Below are 17601 nucleotides of genomic sequence, written 5' to 3'. Positions count from 1 at the left end.
CAGATCTGTATACTTTAGCGGTTTATCCTGCAATAGGAAAATTTGAGAGTGCCTCTCTCAGCTATGAACCCGCTTGGTCAATGGTTGACTGCGAAAACAGCCTTTTCATTATTCTATTTATATACCCGTCCGATCTCTTTCCTGCATTTGTCTTACCTGATCTGAATGGTAAGGTGAGCCAGCAACTTCATTGACTACACTAAATGGATTGCCATCTAAGTCAACAAAGTCAAAGTACTTCATGCCGCTAAAATCCTTAATGGGGCTGGTCACGATGCCATTGTTTAAAAAATGCTGATGGGCAGCCTCGATATCATCTACGATGAAATTAAAATACGCATTTTTTTGGCTGCCCCTTATGGTGAACTCAGCAGGCTGCGGGGATTCAACTTTCACCAGGGCTAATTGTGTGGATCCGGATGATAAATAAAAGCCTGCTCCGTCTTCCCAGCTGTCAATTCTTCTTGCACCAAGATATTTTTCATACCAATCTGCAGATTTTTCTATATCTGTAACCGGAATAAAGATACTGCCTACTTTAAACATAATTTTTCCTCCTTTGATATGATTTTGCAGAGGATGAACGCTAAATTCTTTTTTAAAGTACCTCTTAAACTTGTACTTCACTCATCAAGGCATGCGTATTGTCCTCAGTATCCTTAAAAAATACCATCCAGGTTTCGGTTTGCTCCATTTTCACGACAATATGCGGCTCATCGGTAAAGACCACTTTTTTGCCTATTAAATGCTTATAAGCATTTTTGATATCGTCTACCTGAAAATAAATGACCGAGCTGGAATGCGTAAATTCGTCTTTTTCAGGAAGAGACAGCATAAGCCGAAGTCCATCGCATTCAAAGAAAGCCATACTGTCTGTGCTAAATAGGAGGGAAAGACCTAATTTCTCTTTATAAAAATTCAAGGCCCTATGTAAATCTTTAACGGGTACTCCAACTTGTCCGACTTTTTGAATCATCTCCATGTTCATTGAACATTGCTCCTTTTAATTAGAAAATCCTGAATTACTCATTTCGACAAGATTTTGATAAATCCTTCTGATTCATGAACCGCTGACTATAAAAATGATGAAATAGCAATCTTCTAAAAGCTATAATGGATAAAGCAGTGAATTAAAATTAGTTGAGCGATATAGGTTTTAGAAGGAGTGATATGCATGAGTCAATTTCTCCAAATGGGAGCCAACACGGTGTTAAGTTCCCCAAAGGGCAATGTTACGGTCAGCTACGAGACTTCTAATGTAATCGATGTGTCACTAACAGCTTTCCTTTTAACGGATGTAGACAAGGTGCAGGGGGACAGCGGGATTATCTTCTATAATCAGCCAGTGAGTCCGTCCGGTGCAGCGTCCCTGCTGCCGTCAGAGACAGCTGGTCATATGAAAGTACATAATATTCATTTTGATCTGAGCAAACTCCCGGCTGGTATTTCCAAAATAGCGATCACGCTTACAGAGGATAATAGCACAGGGTTTTCAAATGTCAGGAATTTAAAGGCGGAGATCCGTACCGATCAAAGTGTGATCCAGTTAACGCCATCCAGTTTCACTAAGGAAAATGGAATCGTCGTATTAGAATTATATGTATGGAACGGTCAGACAAAGGCCCGGTCTATCTGGCGCGGTTTTGATTCTGGGCTTGCGGGGCTATGTAAAAATTACGGTGTTGAAGTCGAACCCGAGCAAAACCAGACGGCTGCACCTATCCAGAAGGAAGCACCAGCAGTGTCTGCGGTCCCTGAAATAAAACAAAACACTTTATCCTCCATCAATCTGGAGAAGGTGACGGGGAAGATCAATCTCAATAAAGGCCAAAAGCCTGTTATCATTGATAAAACACCGGAAATCACGGCAACGGTATCCTGGAAGACGGGGACAGATTATGATATATACGCTCTGGTGTACACAAAGAATGGCAGGCAGGTAGATGTTGCCATGTTTGGGGCGAAAGGAACGCCTCCCCTGAAGAGTTATGGCAGGGGAGCAGTGGAACATATGGGGGATGTTAGGAGAAACAGCGGATCAACCAAGACTGAGAAAATTAAGTTAAGACTGACAGATGATATTCTCGCAGTGGTTCCGGTCGTGTATTCTGCCCAGTCCAATGGAACAGGCTCATTCTACCGATACAAAGTATCCATGAGTATCGACAATCATCAAGGAACTTCCGTGACCATATCTGCCAAAAACGCAAATGACAATGACAGAATCTATTCCTGTGTGCCCGGAATCCTTCAAAACACACCGGAAGGAGTCATCATAAGCCCGCTTGAGCTCTACAGCGCACCCAACTCAGAACGCCGCCCTAAGCTTAGGATGGGGCGTTACAATATGGTAGAGGTCATCATGGATGAAGGGCCGATCAATGATTACAAGTAGATCAGTACGAAGCAATGTTTCATACATTTTTAAATAGAAAATGAAAAAAGCTAAATTCAAGGACTTGAATTTGGCTTTTTTATAGGATCATTTCTCAACGATTGTTGTTATGAACGCGAGTACGTTTAAGCTGTTTAGGGTTCCGCAGGGGCTGAGATAAAAAGCGCAGGCAAGTCAACTGTCAAGGCGGGACCCCTTGGTTGACAGGGACAGTAACAGCTACTAAAATAGTGAAAATAGTTATCGTACTAAAATAATAGAATAACTCGCAATGATGGCTGTGGATCACACTACAGCAGGAGCGGTTTCTGGAGAGACCGTCTGAATTCAGACGGCGCCGAAGGGTTCAAAATCTCAGGCAAAAGGACAGAAGGATATTAGATTTTATTTATTATGCTTTGTTTGCGTAAAAATATGATTTTACTATTCTTTTGTAAAAGAGATTGGAGGCCCTCCGATCTCTTTTTTTATTTTCAATTACTAATAGGGGGAGTCAGGAATGGCACAGCAGGAGTTAAAAAGGGATTTGGCGAATCGGCATGTACAGTTGATTGCGATTGGCGGCACGATTGGTACCGGGTTATTTTTAGGGTCCGGGAAAGCCATTCAGCTGGCAGGCCCGTCGATCATCCTTGCATATTTAGTGGTGGGTACCGCTCTGTTTTTTGTGATGAGGGCGCTCGGGGAGCTGCTTCTGTCCAAAGCAGGTTATCAGAGCTTCCCGGATATAGCGGAAGAATATCTAGGGCCAAAGGCGGCATTTATAACAGGATGGACATACTGGTTCTGCTGGGTTATGACAGCCATGGCAGACGTCATCGCGGTCGGCGTGTATGTGCGGTACTGGTTTAATATCCCCGAGTGGGTGCCGGCCGTCATCTGCCTCGTCATTTTATTAGGCTTCAATTTATTGACGGTAAAGCTGTTTGGGGAATTGGAGTTTTGGTTTGCCCTGATCAAGGTGGTTACAATCCTTGCCCTGATTGGAATAGGGGTTATTTTAATATTGGCAGGTTTCAAGACAGAATGGGGCAAAGTTACCATTGAAAATCTGTGGGCGCATGGAGGGCTGTTTCCGAATGGAGTGACCGGTTTCCTGCTTTCCTTCCAGATGGCTGTGTTTGCCTTTGTTGGGGTGGAATTAGTGGGGGTATCGGCTGCGGAAACGTCCAACCCCAGGAAGAACATTCCCTCAGCCATTAATAAAATCCCATTCAGAATCCTGTTTTTCTATGTGGGGGCGCTGATTGTCCTTTTAAGTATCAGCCCCTGGACAGAATTGAACGCAGCGGAAAGTCCCTTTGTGAAGACTTTTGCTTTAATCGGAATCCCGGTTGCTGCAGGAATCATCAATTTCGTTGTGCTCACATCCGCGGCCTCAGCCTGCAACAGCGGCATGTTCTCAACCAGCAGAATTTTATACAGTTTAAGCCGTAACCGTCAGGCTCCTGCCCGGTATGGGAAGCTGAATAAAAACCATGTGCCGGATCATGCCTTATTTTTGTCAGCACTCGTCATTTCTGCCGGGGCTCTATTGAGCAAGCTGATTCCGGCACAAGCATTCAGTATCGTCACAACCATCAGTGCCATCTGCTTTATCTGGGTGTGGGGCATCATTTTGGTCTGCCATATTAAGTATAAGAAGAATCGGCCGGAACTGCAGGCAGCGTCCACATTTAAGGCACCTTTCGCACCCTATATCAACTATGCCGTCCTGGCGCTGTTTGCCATTATCCTGGTGATTATGCTCTTCTCTGAAGCAACGCGTCCGGCCCTGCTGGGGACACCGCTCTGGTTCATCCTGCTGGCTGTATTGTATTCATCTAACAGGAAGCAATAAAGAATAGCGGGCATCTGGGTTCCATATAGAATGCAAGGTTGGTTCCTTAGCTTTGAAGGAACTGTTCTTCAGCATCCTTACTTTCGAGACTAAGGCGCTTGGCAGCGGAACTATATTCAGTGGAAACGGGCATTTGCTCCATCGCTTTACCAAGTCCATAGCCGGGCATATGGGCATAAATGGATTCATAGCTTCCGGCTTTGACCTGGTATGTTTCATGATAAATTCCGACCGCATCATTGCGGCCAGCTTTCATATTGAAATTCTTCCATGCCGTCAAATGCCGCTCATTTTTTGCATAGGAAAGGAGATCCTCGGCCGTCCGCCAATATTGAATCATGCAGGTCGTTCTGAGGCCAAAGTAGCTTTCCATAGATAAAAAGCCCAGGCTGTCCTTATTTGTGTATAGTTCCCTGATCATCCCGGGCATCGCATTGAATACAGGCAGCCATTTATGGACAGCCCAGGGCTTATTGATTCTCATCCCGATAATAAAAACTACAAGGTCATCTGTGTTCTTTGTGGTAAATCGTCCGCTGTGGATGTGCGCAGCCATTGTGATCCCTCCTGTGATATAAGGTTGTTTATCGTTCATCGAAACACTTTGTGTACACATGGATTAGGGACCCAATACTGGCTGCCCATTTCGCTGATGCAAAAAAATTCATTTATCTTTATGATAGATAAGGAAGGAAAAAATTTCAATCTGATCTGAATTTTTAAGATATTTTTATACTGCTGAATGTATCAGGAGACAATAGCTGCAGGAGCAGCCATGCTAAGACTCAAGCTTAAGGATGCAAGGAGGTGGCTGATCTATGATCAGGGAAGTCTGTGTAGAAAACTTTGCACCGATCCCGGAGAAGATTGCCAAAGGGGCAGAGCGTATCGAGCTGTGTGACAATCTCTCTACAGGCGGCACGACGGTCAGCCATGGTGTTGCCATGCGGGCTATTGATTACTGCCGGGGAATGGGAGTCAAGGTCATGACTATGGTGCGGCCGAGGGGCGGGGATTTTATTTATAGCCAGGAAGAAATAGAAATCATGAAGCAGGACCTGATTCATCTAAAACATTTAGGCACAGATGGAGTGGTGTTAGGCTGTTTGACCGAAGCTGGCTGGATCGATGAAGAAGCAATGTCTATCCTCCTGAAGCTGGCAGAGGGGCTTGAGGTCACCTTTCATATGGCATTTGACCACATAGCTCCTGATAGACAATTTGATGCGATTGACTGGCTGGCTGAGCGCGGTGTTCAACGGATCTTAACTCATGGCGGGCCACTTGATACCAGCATGGAACAGAACCTGCCGAGACTAAAGGAATATGTAGATTATGCAGCAGGAAGAATCATCATCCTGCCAGGCGGCGGGATTACGGAGGAAAATGTCCATTCCATTGCTAGTGCTCTGCAGGTTAGAGAGGTTCATGGAACGAGGGTAGCAGGTTAAAGGATGAAACAGCTTAGAATGCTGTTTATCTTCAATAATGCATAAGACAAGGACCCCATATTGGATCCTAATTTTAATCAACTTTTTATTAACTATAATTAAATCGGCTCGTAAACAAAAGGAGAATGCCCATAGCAGGCATTCTCCTTTTGGCTTGTATTTTTATTTTATTTAAAATACGGAACCTTCTTCAAAACAGCACATACCGGGATGGCTACAAGGATCCCAATTACGTTCTGAACGATATTACCCGGGATGGATGCGGCTGGCACAATCCAGCTTTTGTATAAGACGGCTTCACACACATAATAGCCGGCAAGCATGAACGGGGCGGAGACGATGGCAGCGAGCAGATTCATTCCGACGCTGCTTCCATTGCGCCCTCTGGAATGCGCGATTTTTCCGACAATATAGCCTTGCAGGCCGCGGGTCAAGAAGGAGAATGGAGCCCATAATGTCCAGCCGGAAATCAAGTCGAACAGCCCCATTCCGACTGCGCCGGCAATCGCGCCTTTTTTAGGGCCGAATAAGAAAGATACAATAAAGAGCATGGCGGTTCCGAGATGGACCAGGCCGCCATTTGCCGTGATCGGCAGTTTAATATTCAAGAAAAGGGTGGCAACGAGGACGAGCGCAATCAGCATGGATGTCAGAACTAAGTCAAACGTGCGCCTGCTTGAATAATTAGTAGTTTTTTGCATAGGGATGACCTTCCTTTATATTTTTCTGGATGCGTTTTTGCATTATGGATAATTTATCAAAGGTTTGGTGTTTTTAAAAGTATCAATTTAGTTAAAAACGATGGGGTCAGTTTTTCTTTCCCATCCATAAAAAAGCACATCAGCTTGGCGATGTGCTTTTTTATACGTCAAAATTGTGGATAATCATCAGCACAAAATCTTAAATATTCAGCTGATATGCCCTGACAATTATCCCGTCATCTGCCGGTTCAAAGTCAAACTGCGGCAGGCGTTTAAACCCAAAACTCTCATAAACTTTGATTGCATCTTTCATGAATTCACCGGTGTGAAGGCCGATTGCCCCATATCCCTTTGCCCGGGCACGCCTGATGCATTCTTTGATCAGTGCGGTGGCAGCGCCTTTTCCCCTTGCCTCCGGCGCCACGGCCAGCATGCGGATTTCAGGATAGTCCAGTTCATCAACATATCCCTCATAGGCATCCGTTTTAGCAGGGAACAAAGCCACGCTCCCGGCCAGCTTCCCATCAAGCAAAGCCGTAATCAGCTCTACGCCATCCTGTTCATCAGCAGTTGAAGAAATAGCCTTGTGCAGTGCATTCCAATGATCGGCCGGAAGCACCTCTATATATTGGCGGTAGGCGTCAACCCTTTGAATGCGGATATCAGGCAGCATGGCCTTTTCAGCGCTGCGTATTTCTATGGTTCCCATGTTTTGGTCACTCTCCTTAAAATAAAAATTTTTCCTTTGTTCCGCTTAATACATCTCTATCATGCTCCGTCAGCCAGCCGGATAGATCCGGGCCCATTGGCAGGATCTTCGGTTCTTCTTTGTCAGGAGAAATTGTTATGGATAAATGATAATGTCTTTTAATCGCGTCAAAATCTGTGGTGTCACCGAAGCCGGGAGTTTGGAATAAATCACGTGCATAGCCCCACAGATTATCGTATTCACGGATTAATTTATGATTGGTATTAAAAGCTGTGTAATAGGCAGCATCAAAACGAACGAGCGTGGTATAGAGCCTGATATCTGAATCGGTTATGCTGTTTCCAAATAAAAAACGCTGACTGGCCAGGCGTCTATCCATCTCATCAAGGCGGCGGAACAAAATTTCATAAGCAGCTTCATATGATTCTTGTGACTGTGCAAACCCGCACTTATAAACACCGTTGTTTATATCCGAAAAAATGATTTCATTTAAGTGGTCTATTTCCGTCCGCAGATTCGCCGGGTATAGATTGGGGGCATTTTCCTTATGGAATGGCCGCCAGACGGTTTCCAGATAATTAGTCAATTTAAAGTAATCATTGTTCACAACTTTTTGAGAGAGAGTATCCACCATTGCTGGTACTGTCGGACGGCCCGAATAGCCGGGATCGGTACTCTTGTATATCTCGCTCATGAATTGAATTCCGAGAACCGGATCTACCCCGTTAATATCGAGGGAGAACTCCCAATCCACCCGGGGAAGCTTTGGACGCATGGGACTTACTGTTCCAAGACTGATGGCGTCTTCCAGTCCCAGCAGGCTGCGGGCAATAACAGATCGATGTGCCCAGGGACAGGCAGCAGACCATAATAGCCGGTAGCGCCCCGCTTCAATCGGGAGTTCGCCAGGCTTGCCGCCGAATGGAGTGGAAAATTGGTTCACCTGACGTTTAAAGGATCCATCCGCATTAATTTCGGCTGGTTTATCTTGAGTCATAAATAGCCATCCCTCCTGTTTTCAATTCTCTTAAATGAGAAATCTTGAAACCATTATAATTTATCTGACTATTATTTGCTGAAGTTTTTTTAGAAAGACACAATCCTCTTAATGATAAATCTCGAATTCGAGGTATAATGAATAAAAGTGAAATCAGGAGGGTTTATATTTTGGAAATTGGAATCAGTACGTTCGTAGAAACAACCCCTGACATTAAAACAGGGAAAGTCGCCAGCCATGCTGAACGCCTGAGGGAGGTCGTCGAGGAGATTGTTCTGGCCGATCAAGTGGGCCTTGATGTGTTTGGGGTAGGGGAGCATCACCGCCATGATTTTGCCGCCTCATCTCCTGCTGTGGTTCTGGCGGCTGCAGCCCCGCAGACAAAGCGAATCAGGCTTACAAGTGCAGTGACGGTCCTATCCTCTGCAGATCCGGTCCGTGTGTTCCAGGACTTCGCCACACTGGATGGAATTTCAAATGGCCGGGCCGAAATCATGGCCGGCCGCGGTTCCTTCATCGAGTCCTTTCCGCTATTCGGGTATGATTTGAATGATTATGATGAGCTATTTGAAGAAAAGCTGGACTTGCTGCTCACATTACAGAAATCCGAATATGTATCATGGTCAGGAAAACATCGTGCGGCCATCAACAATCTCGGTGTATATCCGAGACCGGTCCAGGACCCGCTGCCAGTGTGGATAGGGAGCGGAGGCAACAGCCAGTCAGTCATACGGGCCGGCCTGATGGGGCTGCCGCTTGTCCTCGCCATTATCGGCGGCAGGCCGGTCCAGTTCGCACCGCTCGTCCAGCTATACAAAAAAGCGGCAGCACAGGCTGGCCACGATCCAGCCAAACTGCTGATTGCATCCCATTCACATGGATTTATTGCAGAAGATGATAAGACGGCTGCCGATAAATTTTTCGCCCCGACCCAGCAGGTGATGAATGTACTCGGCAGGGAACGCGGCTGGGGCCATTATGACCGTGCGACTTTCGATGCAGCACGCAGCTTCGAGGGAGCACTATATGTCGGTAATCCGGAAACAGTAGCCCAAAAGATCATTCATCTCCGGAAAAACGTAGGCATCACACGCTTCATGCTCCATGTGCCTGTCGGTTCCATGCCTCATGAAGATGTCATGATGGCAATCGAACTCCTGGGGAAAAAAGTGGCGCCGCTTGTCCGGGAAGAAGTGGCGGAGTGGGAAGGCCGGCAGTGATATTGAAGGCTAATTGAGACGGAGTGGATGAAGGACAAATCGGATCAGGATTGGAAGTGAAAAGTCCTTCATCGCAGGTATGAAGGAATTTTGAGTGGAAAGTGAAAGAGAAAAGGTCTTCATTAAGGGTATGATTTGTTCACTGCTATTCCATTATATTAGACTTGTATACTCAAAAAAAGCCGCCCCGCTATCCAAAAGATAGCAAAGCGGCTTTTCATCAATTCCGGATTAAATAATCAAATGCACCAAGTGCAGCAGTAGCACCTGAACCCATAGAAATGATTATCTGCTTATACGCGCTGTCTGTGCAATCTCCTGCGGCGAAGACGCCAGGCATGCTTGTGGAACCGTGCTTGTCTACCACGAGTTCTCCCATGCGTGTGCGGTCCAAGACGCCGTCCAGCCAGTCGGTATTCGGCACAAGGCCGATTTGAACGAATACACCGTCTAATTGGATATGCTGGATGGTTTCTGTGTCGCGTTCCATATAGGAAATGCCGTTGACCTTGTCAGTACCCGTAATTTCCTTGGTCTGGACGTTTTTCAGGACGGTTACATTAGGAAGGCTGTACAGGCGGTCCTGCAGTACAGCATCTGCTTTAAGCTCAGGCATGAATTCGAGAACAGTAACATGCTTCACGATTCCTGCGAGGTCAATGGCTGCCTCGATGCCGGAGTTTCCGCCGCCGATTACTGCTACATGCTTTCCTTCAAATAACGGTCCGTCACAGTGCGGGCAGTATGCCACGCCTTTATTCTTAAACTCGGCTTCGCCTGGGACGCCGACATTGCGCCAGCGGGCACCCGTTGAAAGGATGATGGTCTTGCTTTTAAGAACAGCACCGTTTTCAAGCTCCAGCTCGATGTGATCTTTCTTTTCGAGCCGCTTGGCACGCTGCAGGTTCATCACATCAATGCCATATTCTTTTACATGTTCTTCCAGGCTTGCTACAAGCTTAGGGCCTTCAGTATGCTTGACACTTATGAAGTTCTCGATGCCCAATGTGTCCATCACCTGGCCGCCAAAGCGCTCAGCGACGATTCCGGTGCGGATGCCTTTACGGGCTGCATAAATTGCAGCACTTGCACCGGCTGGTCCGCCGCCAACTACGAGAACATCATACGGATCTTTATCAGCAAGCTCTGCTGCATCAGGTCCGTTCCCCAATTTAGCGAGGATTTCCTCTAGCGTCATGCGGCCGGATCCGAAAGATTCGCCATTCAGGAACACGGTCGGCACGGCCATAATATCCTTTGATTCCACTTCTTCCTTAAAAGCGGCGCCGTCAATCATAGTATGGGTGATGCCTTCGTTCAGGATGCTCATCAAGTTTAGCGCCTGTACGACATCAGGACAATTGTGGCAGCTTAAGGAAATATAGGAATCAAAGTGATACTGACCTTCTATCTTTTTGATTTGCTCGATTATTTTCTGATCCACTTTAGGGGCTCTTCCGCTCACCTGCAGAAGTGCAAGTACAAGGGAAGTGAATTCATGCCCTAAAGGGATTCCCGCAAAGGTGACACCTGTATCTTCGCCGATTCGGTTCACGCTGAAGCTCGGTGTTCTTTGCAGCTGGGCGGTTTCAACCTTGATGTTTGCTGACATAGAAGCCAATTCATCAACTAAAGCCAGCATGTCGCGGGATACATCATCTGATCCTGCGCTGACCTTCAACAGGACATCGCCCTCTAGCAGTTGAAGATATTGGGCTAACTGTGCCTTTATATCTGCATCTAATAACATGGAATCAAACTCCTTAAATTTTTCCTACAAGGTCAAGGCTTGGCTTCAGAGTTTCAGAGCCTTCCTGCCATTTAGCCGGGCATACTTCGCCTGGGTTGTTTCGTACATATTGAGCAGCTTTGATTTTGTTGACCAGTGTGCTTGCGTCGCGTCCGATGCCGTCTGCATTGATTTCAACGGTTTGAATCACACCATCCGGATCAATGATGAAAGTACCGCGGTCAGCAAGTCCTTCTTCTTCGTTTAATACATCGAAGTTCCTTGAGATTTTTTGTGAAGGGTCACCAATCATGATGTATTCGATTTTGCCAATCGTATCTGAATTGTCATGCCATGCTTTATGTGTAAAATGTGTATCAGTAGAAACGGAATATACTTCGACGCCAAGGTCTTTAAGAGTGGCATATTCGTTCTGCAGATCTTCTAGTTCTGTTGGGCAAACGAAAGTGAAGTCGGCCGGATAAAAGCATACAACACTCCATTTTCCTTTGAATTCCGCTTCTGACACATCGATGAAATCACCATTTTGGAAAGCTTTTGCTGCGAATGGTTTTACTTCTGATCCAATTAAAGACATATGTAACATCCTCCTGTAAGTTGAGCTTCTCATTAGAATAATTCTAATTCGAGATTCATTATTATATAAAACCTATTGCATTGTCAAAGAGAAAGATTTTCATTTGGCTTTTTTTAAAAAAATTGCCCTGGTATTGTGAACATTTTATTACAAATTACAGGCAGGAAAAAAATTTTGATTTCAAAAAGTTTGAAATGAAGATATAAATAAACCTATATTCTCCGATAAATATTATAAGTAATATAGCAGGTATGACAAGCTGGACTTTTTAAAACGAGAGAATAATAGTATTGCCATACCAGAGGAGATAACGATATTGAAAAAATTTGCATCTTTTGAGGAGTTTAAGAGGGTGCTGTATTTAAGCATGATTCCTCTGATTGTATTGGCAATCATCACTTATATTTTTATGGAGACCAATAAAGAACAGAAGGGGCTTTCCATCTTCCTGTCAAAGTTCCTGCTGGCATGGTATCTGCTAAGCTGGATTCTGGTATATAGAAAGCGCCTAATGCGCTTTGTGGAGCTGTCGACACTTTTTATTATAACCTTTGCTCATATAGCCATTGTCTACGATGCCATTATTCATTCTTTAGGTGTGGGACAGGATGTGAAAATCGGTGTATCTGTAATATGGGTGCCGGCGGTACTGCTGACATTCTTTTTGATTTTAAGAGGCAGACAGGGGACTGTTTACTCCCTCGCTGTTTTCTTGATTTTATTAATGATTGGTATCGGCAATCTTTCACATCTGACGGGCAGCTCTTTGGTATCATTGGCTCAGTTTTATTTTGCTTACCTTTTTTACATATTGGTCTTTTATTCTTCCATCTATCTTTTCAGCCTGTTTACCGAGATTGAGGGGATAAAAAAATACGCCTTTACGGATGCACTGACAGGCATCTCCAACCGGCATCACATTGATGCTTCATTAGAAAGCCGCATCCAAGATCTGCAGGGTTCAGGCAAAAGGCTGACGCTTATTTTCTTTGACGTGGACCACTTTAAAAAGGTCAACGATCATTTTGGTCATAAGTCTGGTGATTCTGTCTTAAGGGAACTGTCATCACTGGTAAAAAGCTTTCTATCAGAACATGAATTGTTTGGAAGATGGGGCGGGGAAGAGTTCATTATCCTTACTGATTTATCAGGAGAAGAGGGTGCATCGCTGGCGGCGCATCTGCTGGAGCAGATCCGGAACTTCCCTTTTACCCATGCCGGCAGGCAGACGGTCAGCTTTGGTGTGACGGAATTCAGGCAGGGGGATACGGTCGACTCACTGCTCATCAGGGCGGATCAGGGGCTGTATATATCGAAAAATAATGGACGGAACATGGTTACGCTGGTTTAATGCTGAGAAAGCCCTTGAAGTCTTGCTTTTAGGGCTTTTATGCTGCATTTAAGAACTTGCGTGAAGAAAGGAAATATAATATAATTTATTTGTGAATTACTTCACAATATTTAGATGAAAAGTAGGTTTTATTCTATTCATATAATACAATATCTCTATATAGTTTAACTTATTTATCATAGGAAGAACCCTTAAAATAATGTGAATTCATTCACAAAATGGGAGGCTGTTCAGATGAACCTCATAAAGGGAAATAAAGTCGTTTTAGTAGGAACAGGAGCTGTTGGTTCAAGCTATGCTTATTCACTGATCAATCAAGGGCTGTGTGATGAATTGGTTGTGGTGGACTTGAATGAGGAAAAAGCAAAAGGCGATGTAATGGATCTTGCTCACGGGATGGTGTATGCCCCAAGTCCGGTCCATATCAAATTTGGATCCTATACCGACTGCCGGGACGCAGCCATCGTCGTATTGTGCGCAGGAGCAGCACAGAAACCTGGAGAAACCCGGCTGGAGCTGTTAAGTAAAAATGTAAACATATATAAAAGCATCGTTGCGCAAATCATGGCTTCCGGCTTCAATGGCAGTTTCCTGACAGCGGGGAACCCGGTCGATATTCTGTCTTATGCCGTCTGGAAATTCTCTGGGCTCCCAAAAGAAAGAATCATTGGTTCCGGGACTATGCTTGATACAGCAAGATTCCGCTCCATGCTTGGGGAAGAGTTTGATACAGCCCCGGCAAGCATCCATGCCTATATCATCGGCGAGCATGGGGATTCCCAGGTCCCGGTCTGGAGCACAGCCAATATTTAGGGAACACCGATTGCACCGAAATTGACTCAGGAAAGAAAAGAGGAAATAGCCCGGGAGGTCAGGGACGCAGCTTATAAAATCATCGAAGCCAAGGGTGCCACTTACTATGGAATCGCCATGGGACTGGCCAGGATCACAAAGGCGATATTGAAGAATGAGAATGCTGTACTCCCTGCAGGCGTCCTGCTGGAAGGCGAGAACGGGCATAGTGATGTGTTCATCGGCATGCCTGTCACCATTAACCGCTCCGGGATCAAGAATATTATGGAGCTTTCATTGGATGAAAGTGAAAAAGAGAAGCTTGCGCAGTCGGTCAGCACCTTAAAAGCCATACAAGCAAGTGTGTTTGAATAAGCTAAATCCGGAATAAAGAGAAAAAAGGAATCAGGGCAGCAGCCTTGGTTCCTTTAGTTTTTCATAGCTTTGATCCCGCCTCCAAAAGGTCAGCAAAAAACCCTCCAATATCCCCAGCCAGCACCCCCCCATGCCCCGTGCACAAGGTTTCAGCCTCAAAGGCTTGTAATTGCTTCAGACCTTCTGTAAAAGGCTCCAGCTGCCCGGCAGGTACGCCGCCATCCTTTATATACTGAAGCCATGCATCCCTCAGCTCACTGCCCTTTGAAACGAGACCTTCCTTTTGGAAGCGGATCGCCGAAAAAGCAAAGGAAATCCCCAGAGAAGAGAGTGCGGGATTCTTTATGGAAGAGAATCACTGAACCAGGGCTGTGAAAACCAGCAAGTTCATACTGAAATCCTTCGAAATCCCCGCGGTCATTCAATGCCTGGAAGCTGTCAGGACGTGCACTAAGCTCCTTATCAAGAGGGTGGATATATTTTTTTGCATGAGGAAATAAATCTTCGTTCTGGATATGATCTTCATGTCCATGGGTGGCTAAAAGGAGAGATACGTCCTCTGGAGTCCTGCCAAGCTCATGCAGTGCTTGTATGAGATAAGGCGAGTGCTCCTTTTTTCCGCAGTCAATGAGAGCTACCCCTTTATCACCCAGTAAAATATAGCAGTTATTATAAGAATTCCAGCTGGAATCCCATATTGCGAGAGCATAAATGCCGTCTCCAGCTCTTTCGAGTAAGTAGTCCATCAGTGTTTCCTCCATCCCATTATATTCCCAGTGATTAAAATTCCACATAGGCTGCATGGAAACCTTCCTCACGAGCCAATTAAATAGGGAATGAAGTGATAAACTAATAGTATCGATCAGGATGGTACATAAGGGAAGGCAGGTATGAAGCATGCAGTTTTTAACTCATGAGCTGGCACAGGAAATTGTGGATCGGACCATGAAAATCATAAATACAAATATCAATGTGATGAACGAAAAAGGAATCATCATAGGTTCAGGTGACAGCGGGAGGATTCATCAGCTTCATGACGGGGCAGTTCTTGTTCTTAAAAATGGGGAGAGTCTGGAGATTGATGAAGACAGGGCTGGAAGGATGAAAGGCTCTAAGCCGGGGATCAATCTTCCAATCCGCTTCAATAAACAAATAGTTGGTGTGGTGGGGATTACCGGGGAGCCCCGGCAGATCCAGCATTACGCCCAGCTTGTGAAAATGGCGGCAGAATTAGTACTGGAGCAATCCTTTTTACTGGAGAGAGTCCAATGGAAGCAAAGGATTCAAAGTGAGATCGTGAATCAGCTCATATCAGAAGAAGGCTTGAATGAGGACTGGATCAAGGAACGTGCAGGGATATTGGGACTGGATTTAGCAAAGCCCAGAATGGCGATAGTTTTAAAGCCAGTAGATCCAGATGCAAATCAGGAGCTGATTAAATCTGTTCAATATCAGCTAGGGAAGAATGACCTGGCCGGTGTAACGCTGGGAAATGAAATCGTCATCCTTAAAGAGAAGGCCGGAACAGTTCCTCCAGACGAATTGACAGCTTTTCTGAAGAGGCTTCTGGCAGCTGCAGAGGGAGGAATGCTGATCGGCAGCGGCGGAATGGCACCCGGCCTTAAGGAATTAAAGTATTCCTTTCAGCAGGCACAGAGAGCAATCCTTGCAGGAAGCAGGATTCTTCCGGATGCCAGCATCTACCGCTATGAAGATCTCAGGATAGAGACAATGCTTGTAAAGCTTGCGAAGGATGAATATGATCAGCCAGCATTCTCTTTTTATCAGAAACTTTTGGGGCAGGGAAACAAGGAGCTTGTACATACACTTGATGTATATATAAAAGAGGGAGGAGACTTGAGCAGGGTGGCAGAGAGTCTTTTCATTCACCGAAATACACTGAGGTACCGGCTGGACAAAATTGCTGAGATGACAAGTAAAGATCCCCGGAATGTAAAAGATCTTATGGAGCTGTATACCGCGAGATTGGTTCATGAGCTGAGATGATTGTGCATTTGCACAATCAGTGAGAGGGAAAAGCGGGCAAATTTCATCACCATTCACAATGTAAACTCATCAGAAACCGCTTACAATATAGAAAACTAGCAAAATAGCGGAGGGGAAACTGCATGGATATTACAGTAAGCGCTTTCGGGGCTGTCTGTGCCCTTGTCATTGCCATCATATTGATCCTGAAAAAGGTGCCGCCAGCTTATGGGATGATAGCCGGAGCATTGATTGGCGGCCTCATTGGCGGAGTTAATATTACAGATACCGTAAATTTGATGATGGAAGGTGCCAAAGGCATCATTCCCGCTGTGCTTAGAATTCTGGCTGCCGGGATCCTGGCCGGTGTACTGATTGAATCCGGGGCGGCCTTGTCCATTGCCGAAACGATCGTCAAAAAACTGGGTGAGGCTCGTGCACTGCTCGCTCTCGCGATAGCCACCATGATCCTGACAGCAGTCGGAGTCTTTATAGACGTAGCGGTCATTACTGTTTCGCCGATTGCGCTTGCCATCGCCCAGAGGGCAAAGCTGTCCAAAACGGCCATATTGATTGCCATGATAGGTGGAGGCAAGGCGGGGAACCTCATGTCGCCAAATCCAAATGCGATTGCAGCCTCTGATACCTTTAACGTACCGCTTACCTCTATAATGGCTGCCGGCATCATTCCAGCCATATTCGGACTAGCAGTCACCTATATCATCGCGAAGAAACTTGTCCATAAAGGCTCTGCAGTAATAAGCGGGGATATAGAAATGATAGAGAACTCAAAAGTGCCTTTATTTATCACAGCCCTTGCCGGTCCTCTGGTTACAATCATTCTGCTTGCCCTGAGGCCATTATTTGATATCAGCATCGATCCGATGGTTGCCCTCCCAATTGGAGGAATGGCTGGTGCCATTGCCATGAAAAAGACCAGGAAAATCAATGATTATGCGATATCCGGGTTAACCAGGATGTCAGGAGTGGCCATCATGCTCCTCGGAACCGGGACCTTGGCGGGCATCATAGCCAATTCTAGATTAAAAGATGTATTTATAGATGCATTAAGCTCTTCCGGCCTGCCGGCCTACCTGCTTGCCCCGGCTTCAGGAATATTCATGTCGGCTGCAACAGCCTCTACTACAGCAGGGACAGCAGTGGCCAGCGGCGTATTCAGCAGCACCATTCTGGGCCTTGGAGTATCTGCCCTTGCCGGTGCGGCCATGATTCATGCCGGTGCTACAGTGCTCGACCATCTGCCGCACGGCAGCTTTTTCCACGCTACAGCAGGAAGCGTCAATATGGATATTAAAGAACGATTGAAGCTAATGCCATATGAATCGCTGGTCGGTTTGACTCTCGCCGTCATATCTACACTCATTTTCGGGGTGTTTAAGCTGTTTGGATAGCAGGATGCAGGAAAGCGGAATTTATAAGAAAGGGAGGATAGGGAC

Annotated in this window: 16 protein-coding genes, 1 pseudogene and 1 riboswitch; of the genes and pseudogenes, 8 read left to right on the top strand and 9 right to left on the bottom strand. The window is 45.7% G+C overall.

The genetic code is table 11. From position 1 onward, the window contains the following. Positions 1–117 precede the first annotated feature (117 nt). Both V1501_RS21100 and V1501_RS21095 read right to left on the bottom strand, forming a co-directional pair. Positions 118–546 (bottom strand): VOC family protein, encoded by a 429-nt coding sequence (locus V1501_RS21100; protein WP_409290830.1) that lies wholly within the window; start codon positions 544–546, stop codon positions 118–120. Positions 547–610: 64 nt separating this feature from the next. Continuing rightward, complete coding sequence (locus V1501_RS21095) at positions 611–988, bottom strand: VOC family protein (RefSeq protein WP_409290829.1); 378 nt, start codon at positions 986–988, stop codon at positions 611–613. A 186-nt stretch (positions 989–1174) separates the two neighbouring features. Between V1501_RS21095 and V1501_RS21090 the strand changes: the two genes are divergently transcribed. Together V1501_RS21090 and V1501_RS21085 are read left to right on the top strand one after the other, a co-directional pair. Beyond that, positions 1175–2395 carry a TerD family protein gene (locus V1501_RS21090; RefSeq protein ID WP_409290828.1) on the top strand — a complete coding sequence of 407 codons (1221 nt, stop codon included), beginning with the start codon at positions 1175–1177 and terminating at the stop codon, positions 2393–2395. A gap of 298 nt (positions 2396–2693) precedes the next feature. Continuing rightward, positions 2694–2775, top strand: a riboswitch (glycine riboswitch). Between the two features lie 119 nt (positions 2776–2894). Then, complete coding sequence (locus V1501_RS21085; protein WP_409290827.1) at positions 2895–4235, top strand: amino acid permease; 1341 nt, start codon at positions 2895–2897, stop codon at positions 4233–4235. A gap of 46 nt (positions 4236–4281) precedes the next feature. On the opposite strand, the gene V1501_RS21080 is transcribed toward V1501_RS21085, so the two are convergent. After that, positions 4282–4791 (bottom strand): DUF4188 domain-containing protein, encoded by a 510-nt coding sequence (locus V1501_RS21080; RefSeq protein ID WP_409290826.1) that lies wholly within the window; start codon positions 4789–4791, stop codon positions 4282–4284. 262 nt (positions 4792–5053) lie between these two features. On the opposite strand from V1501_RS21080, the gene V1501_RS21075 reads away from it, so the two are divergent. After that, complete coding sequence (locus V1501_RS21075) at positions 5054–5686, top strand: copper homeostasis protein CutC (protein ID WP_409290825.1); 633 nt, start codon at positions 5054–5056, stop codon at positions 5684–5686. A 167-nt stretch (positions 5687–5853) separates the two neighbouring features. Here the strand turns inward: V1501_RS21075 and V1501_RS21070 are convergent, their stop codons facing one another. The 3 genes from V1501_RS21070 to V1501_RS21060 form a co-directional block, all read right to left on the bottom strand. Then, positions 5854–6387 carry an ECF transporter S component gene (locus tag V1501_RS21070; RefSeq protein WP_409290824.1) on the bottom strand — a complete coding sequence of 178 codons (534 nt, stop codon included), beginning with the start codon at positions 6385–6387 and terminating at the stop codon, positions 5854–5856. 199 nt (positions 6388–6586) lie between these two features. Beyond that, a complete protein-coding gene (locus V1501_RS21065) occupies positions 6587–7096 on the bottom strand; it encodes a GNAT family N-acetyltransferase (protein ID WP_409290823.1) in 510 nt (169 codons plus the stop codon). A 16-nt stretch (positions 7097–7112) separates the two neighbouring features. Next, positions 7113–8093 carry a glutathione S-transferase family protein gene (locus tag V1501_RS21060; protein ID WP_409290822.1) on the bottom strand — a complete coding sequence of 327 codons (981 nt, stop codon included), beginning with the start codon at positions 8091–8093 and terminating at the stop codon, positions 7113–7115. Between the two features lie 170 nt (positions 8094–8263). On the opposite strand from V1501_RS21060, the gene V1501_RS21055 reads away from it, so the two are divergent. Further along, a complete protein-coding gene (locus V1501_RS21055) occupies positions 8264–9313 on the top strand; it encodes an LLM class flavin-dependent oxidoreductase (RefSeq protein WP_409290821.1) in 1050 nt (349 codons plus the stop codon). A 220-nt stretch (positions 9314–9533) separates the two neighbouring features. Here the strand turns inward: V1501_RS21055 and ahpF are convergent, their stop codons facing one another. Then, positions 9534–11063, bottom strand: coding sequence for an alkyl hydroperoxide reductase subunit F (gene ahpF, locus V1501_RS21050; protein ID WP_409290820.1), 1530 nt, complete (start codon positions 11061–11063; stop codon positions 9534–9536). Positions 11064–11076: 13 nt separating this feature from the next. Beyond that, complete coding sequence (ahpC, locus tag V1501_RS21045) at positions 11077–11640, bottom strand: alkyl hydroperoxide reductase subunit C (RefSeq protein ID WP_409290819.1); 564 nt, start codon at positions 11638–11640, stop codon at positions 11077–11079. 316 nt (positions 11641–11956) lie between these two features. Between ahpC and V1501_RS21040 the strand changes: the two genes are divergently transcribed. Continuing rightward, complete coding sequence (locus V1501_RS21040; protein ID WP_409290818.1) at positions 11957–12991, top strand: GGDEF domain-containing protein; 1035 nt, start codon at positions 11957–11959, stop codon at positions 12989–12991. Positions 12992–13225: 234 nt separating this feature from the next. Further along, positions 13226–14158 (top strand): annotated as a pseudogene (locus V1501_RS21035) (L-lactate dehydrogenase). A gap of 254 nt (positions 14159–14412) precedes the next feature. Here V1501_RS21035 and V1501_RS21030 read toward each other — a convergent pair. After that, positions 14413–14904: an MBL fold metallo-hydrolase gene (locus V1501_RS21030; protein ID WP_409290817.1), complete on the bottom strand. Its 492-nt coding sequence runs from the start codon at positions 14902–14904 to the stop codon at positions 14413–14415. Between the two features lie 151 nt (positions 14905–15055). On the opposite strand from V1501_RS21030, the gene V1501_RS21025 reads away from it, so the two are divergent. Next, entirely contained in the window at positions 15056–16165 is a 1110-nt protein-coding gene (locus V1501_RS21025; protein ID WP_409290816.1) for a CdaR family transcriptional regulator, read from the top strand. 122 nt (positions 16166–16287) lie between these two features. Further along, positions 16288–17556 carry a GntP family permease gene (locus V1501_RS21020; protein WP_409290815.1) on the top strand — a complete coding sequence of 423 codons (1269 nt, stop codon included), beginning with the start codon at positions 16288–16290 and terminating at the stop codon, positions 17554–17556. Positions 17557–17601: the final 45 nt, after the last annotated feature.

It is taken from the genome of Paraperibacillus esterisolvens, from assembly GCF_046237625.1.
Taxonomy (GTDB): domain Bacteria; phylum Bacillota; class Bacilli; order Bacillales; family DSM-1321; genus Paraperibacillus; species Paraperibacillus esterisolvens.
The sequence above is the reverse complement of the archived record's forward strand: the minus strand, read 5'-3'. Positions and strand labels throughout refer to the sequence as shown.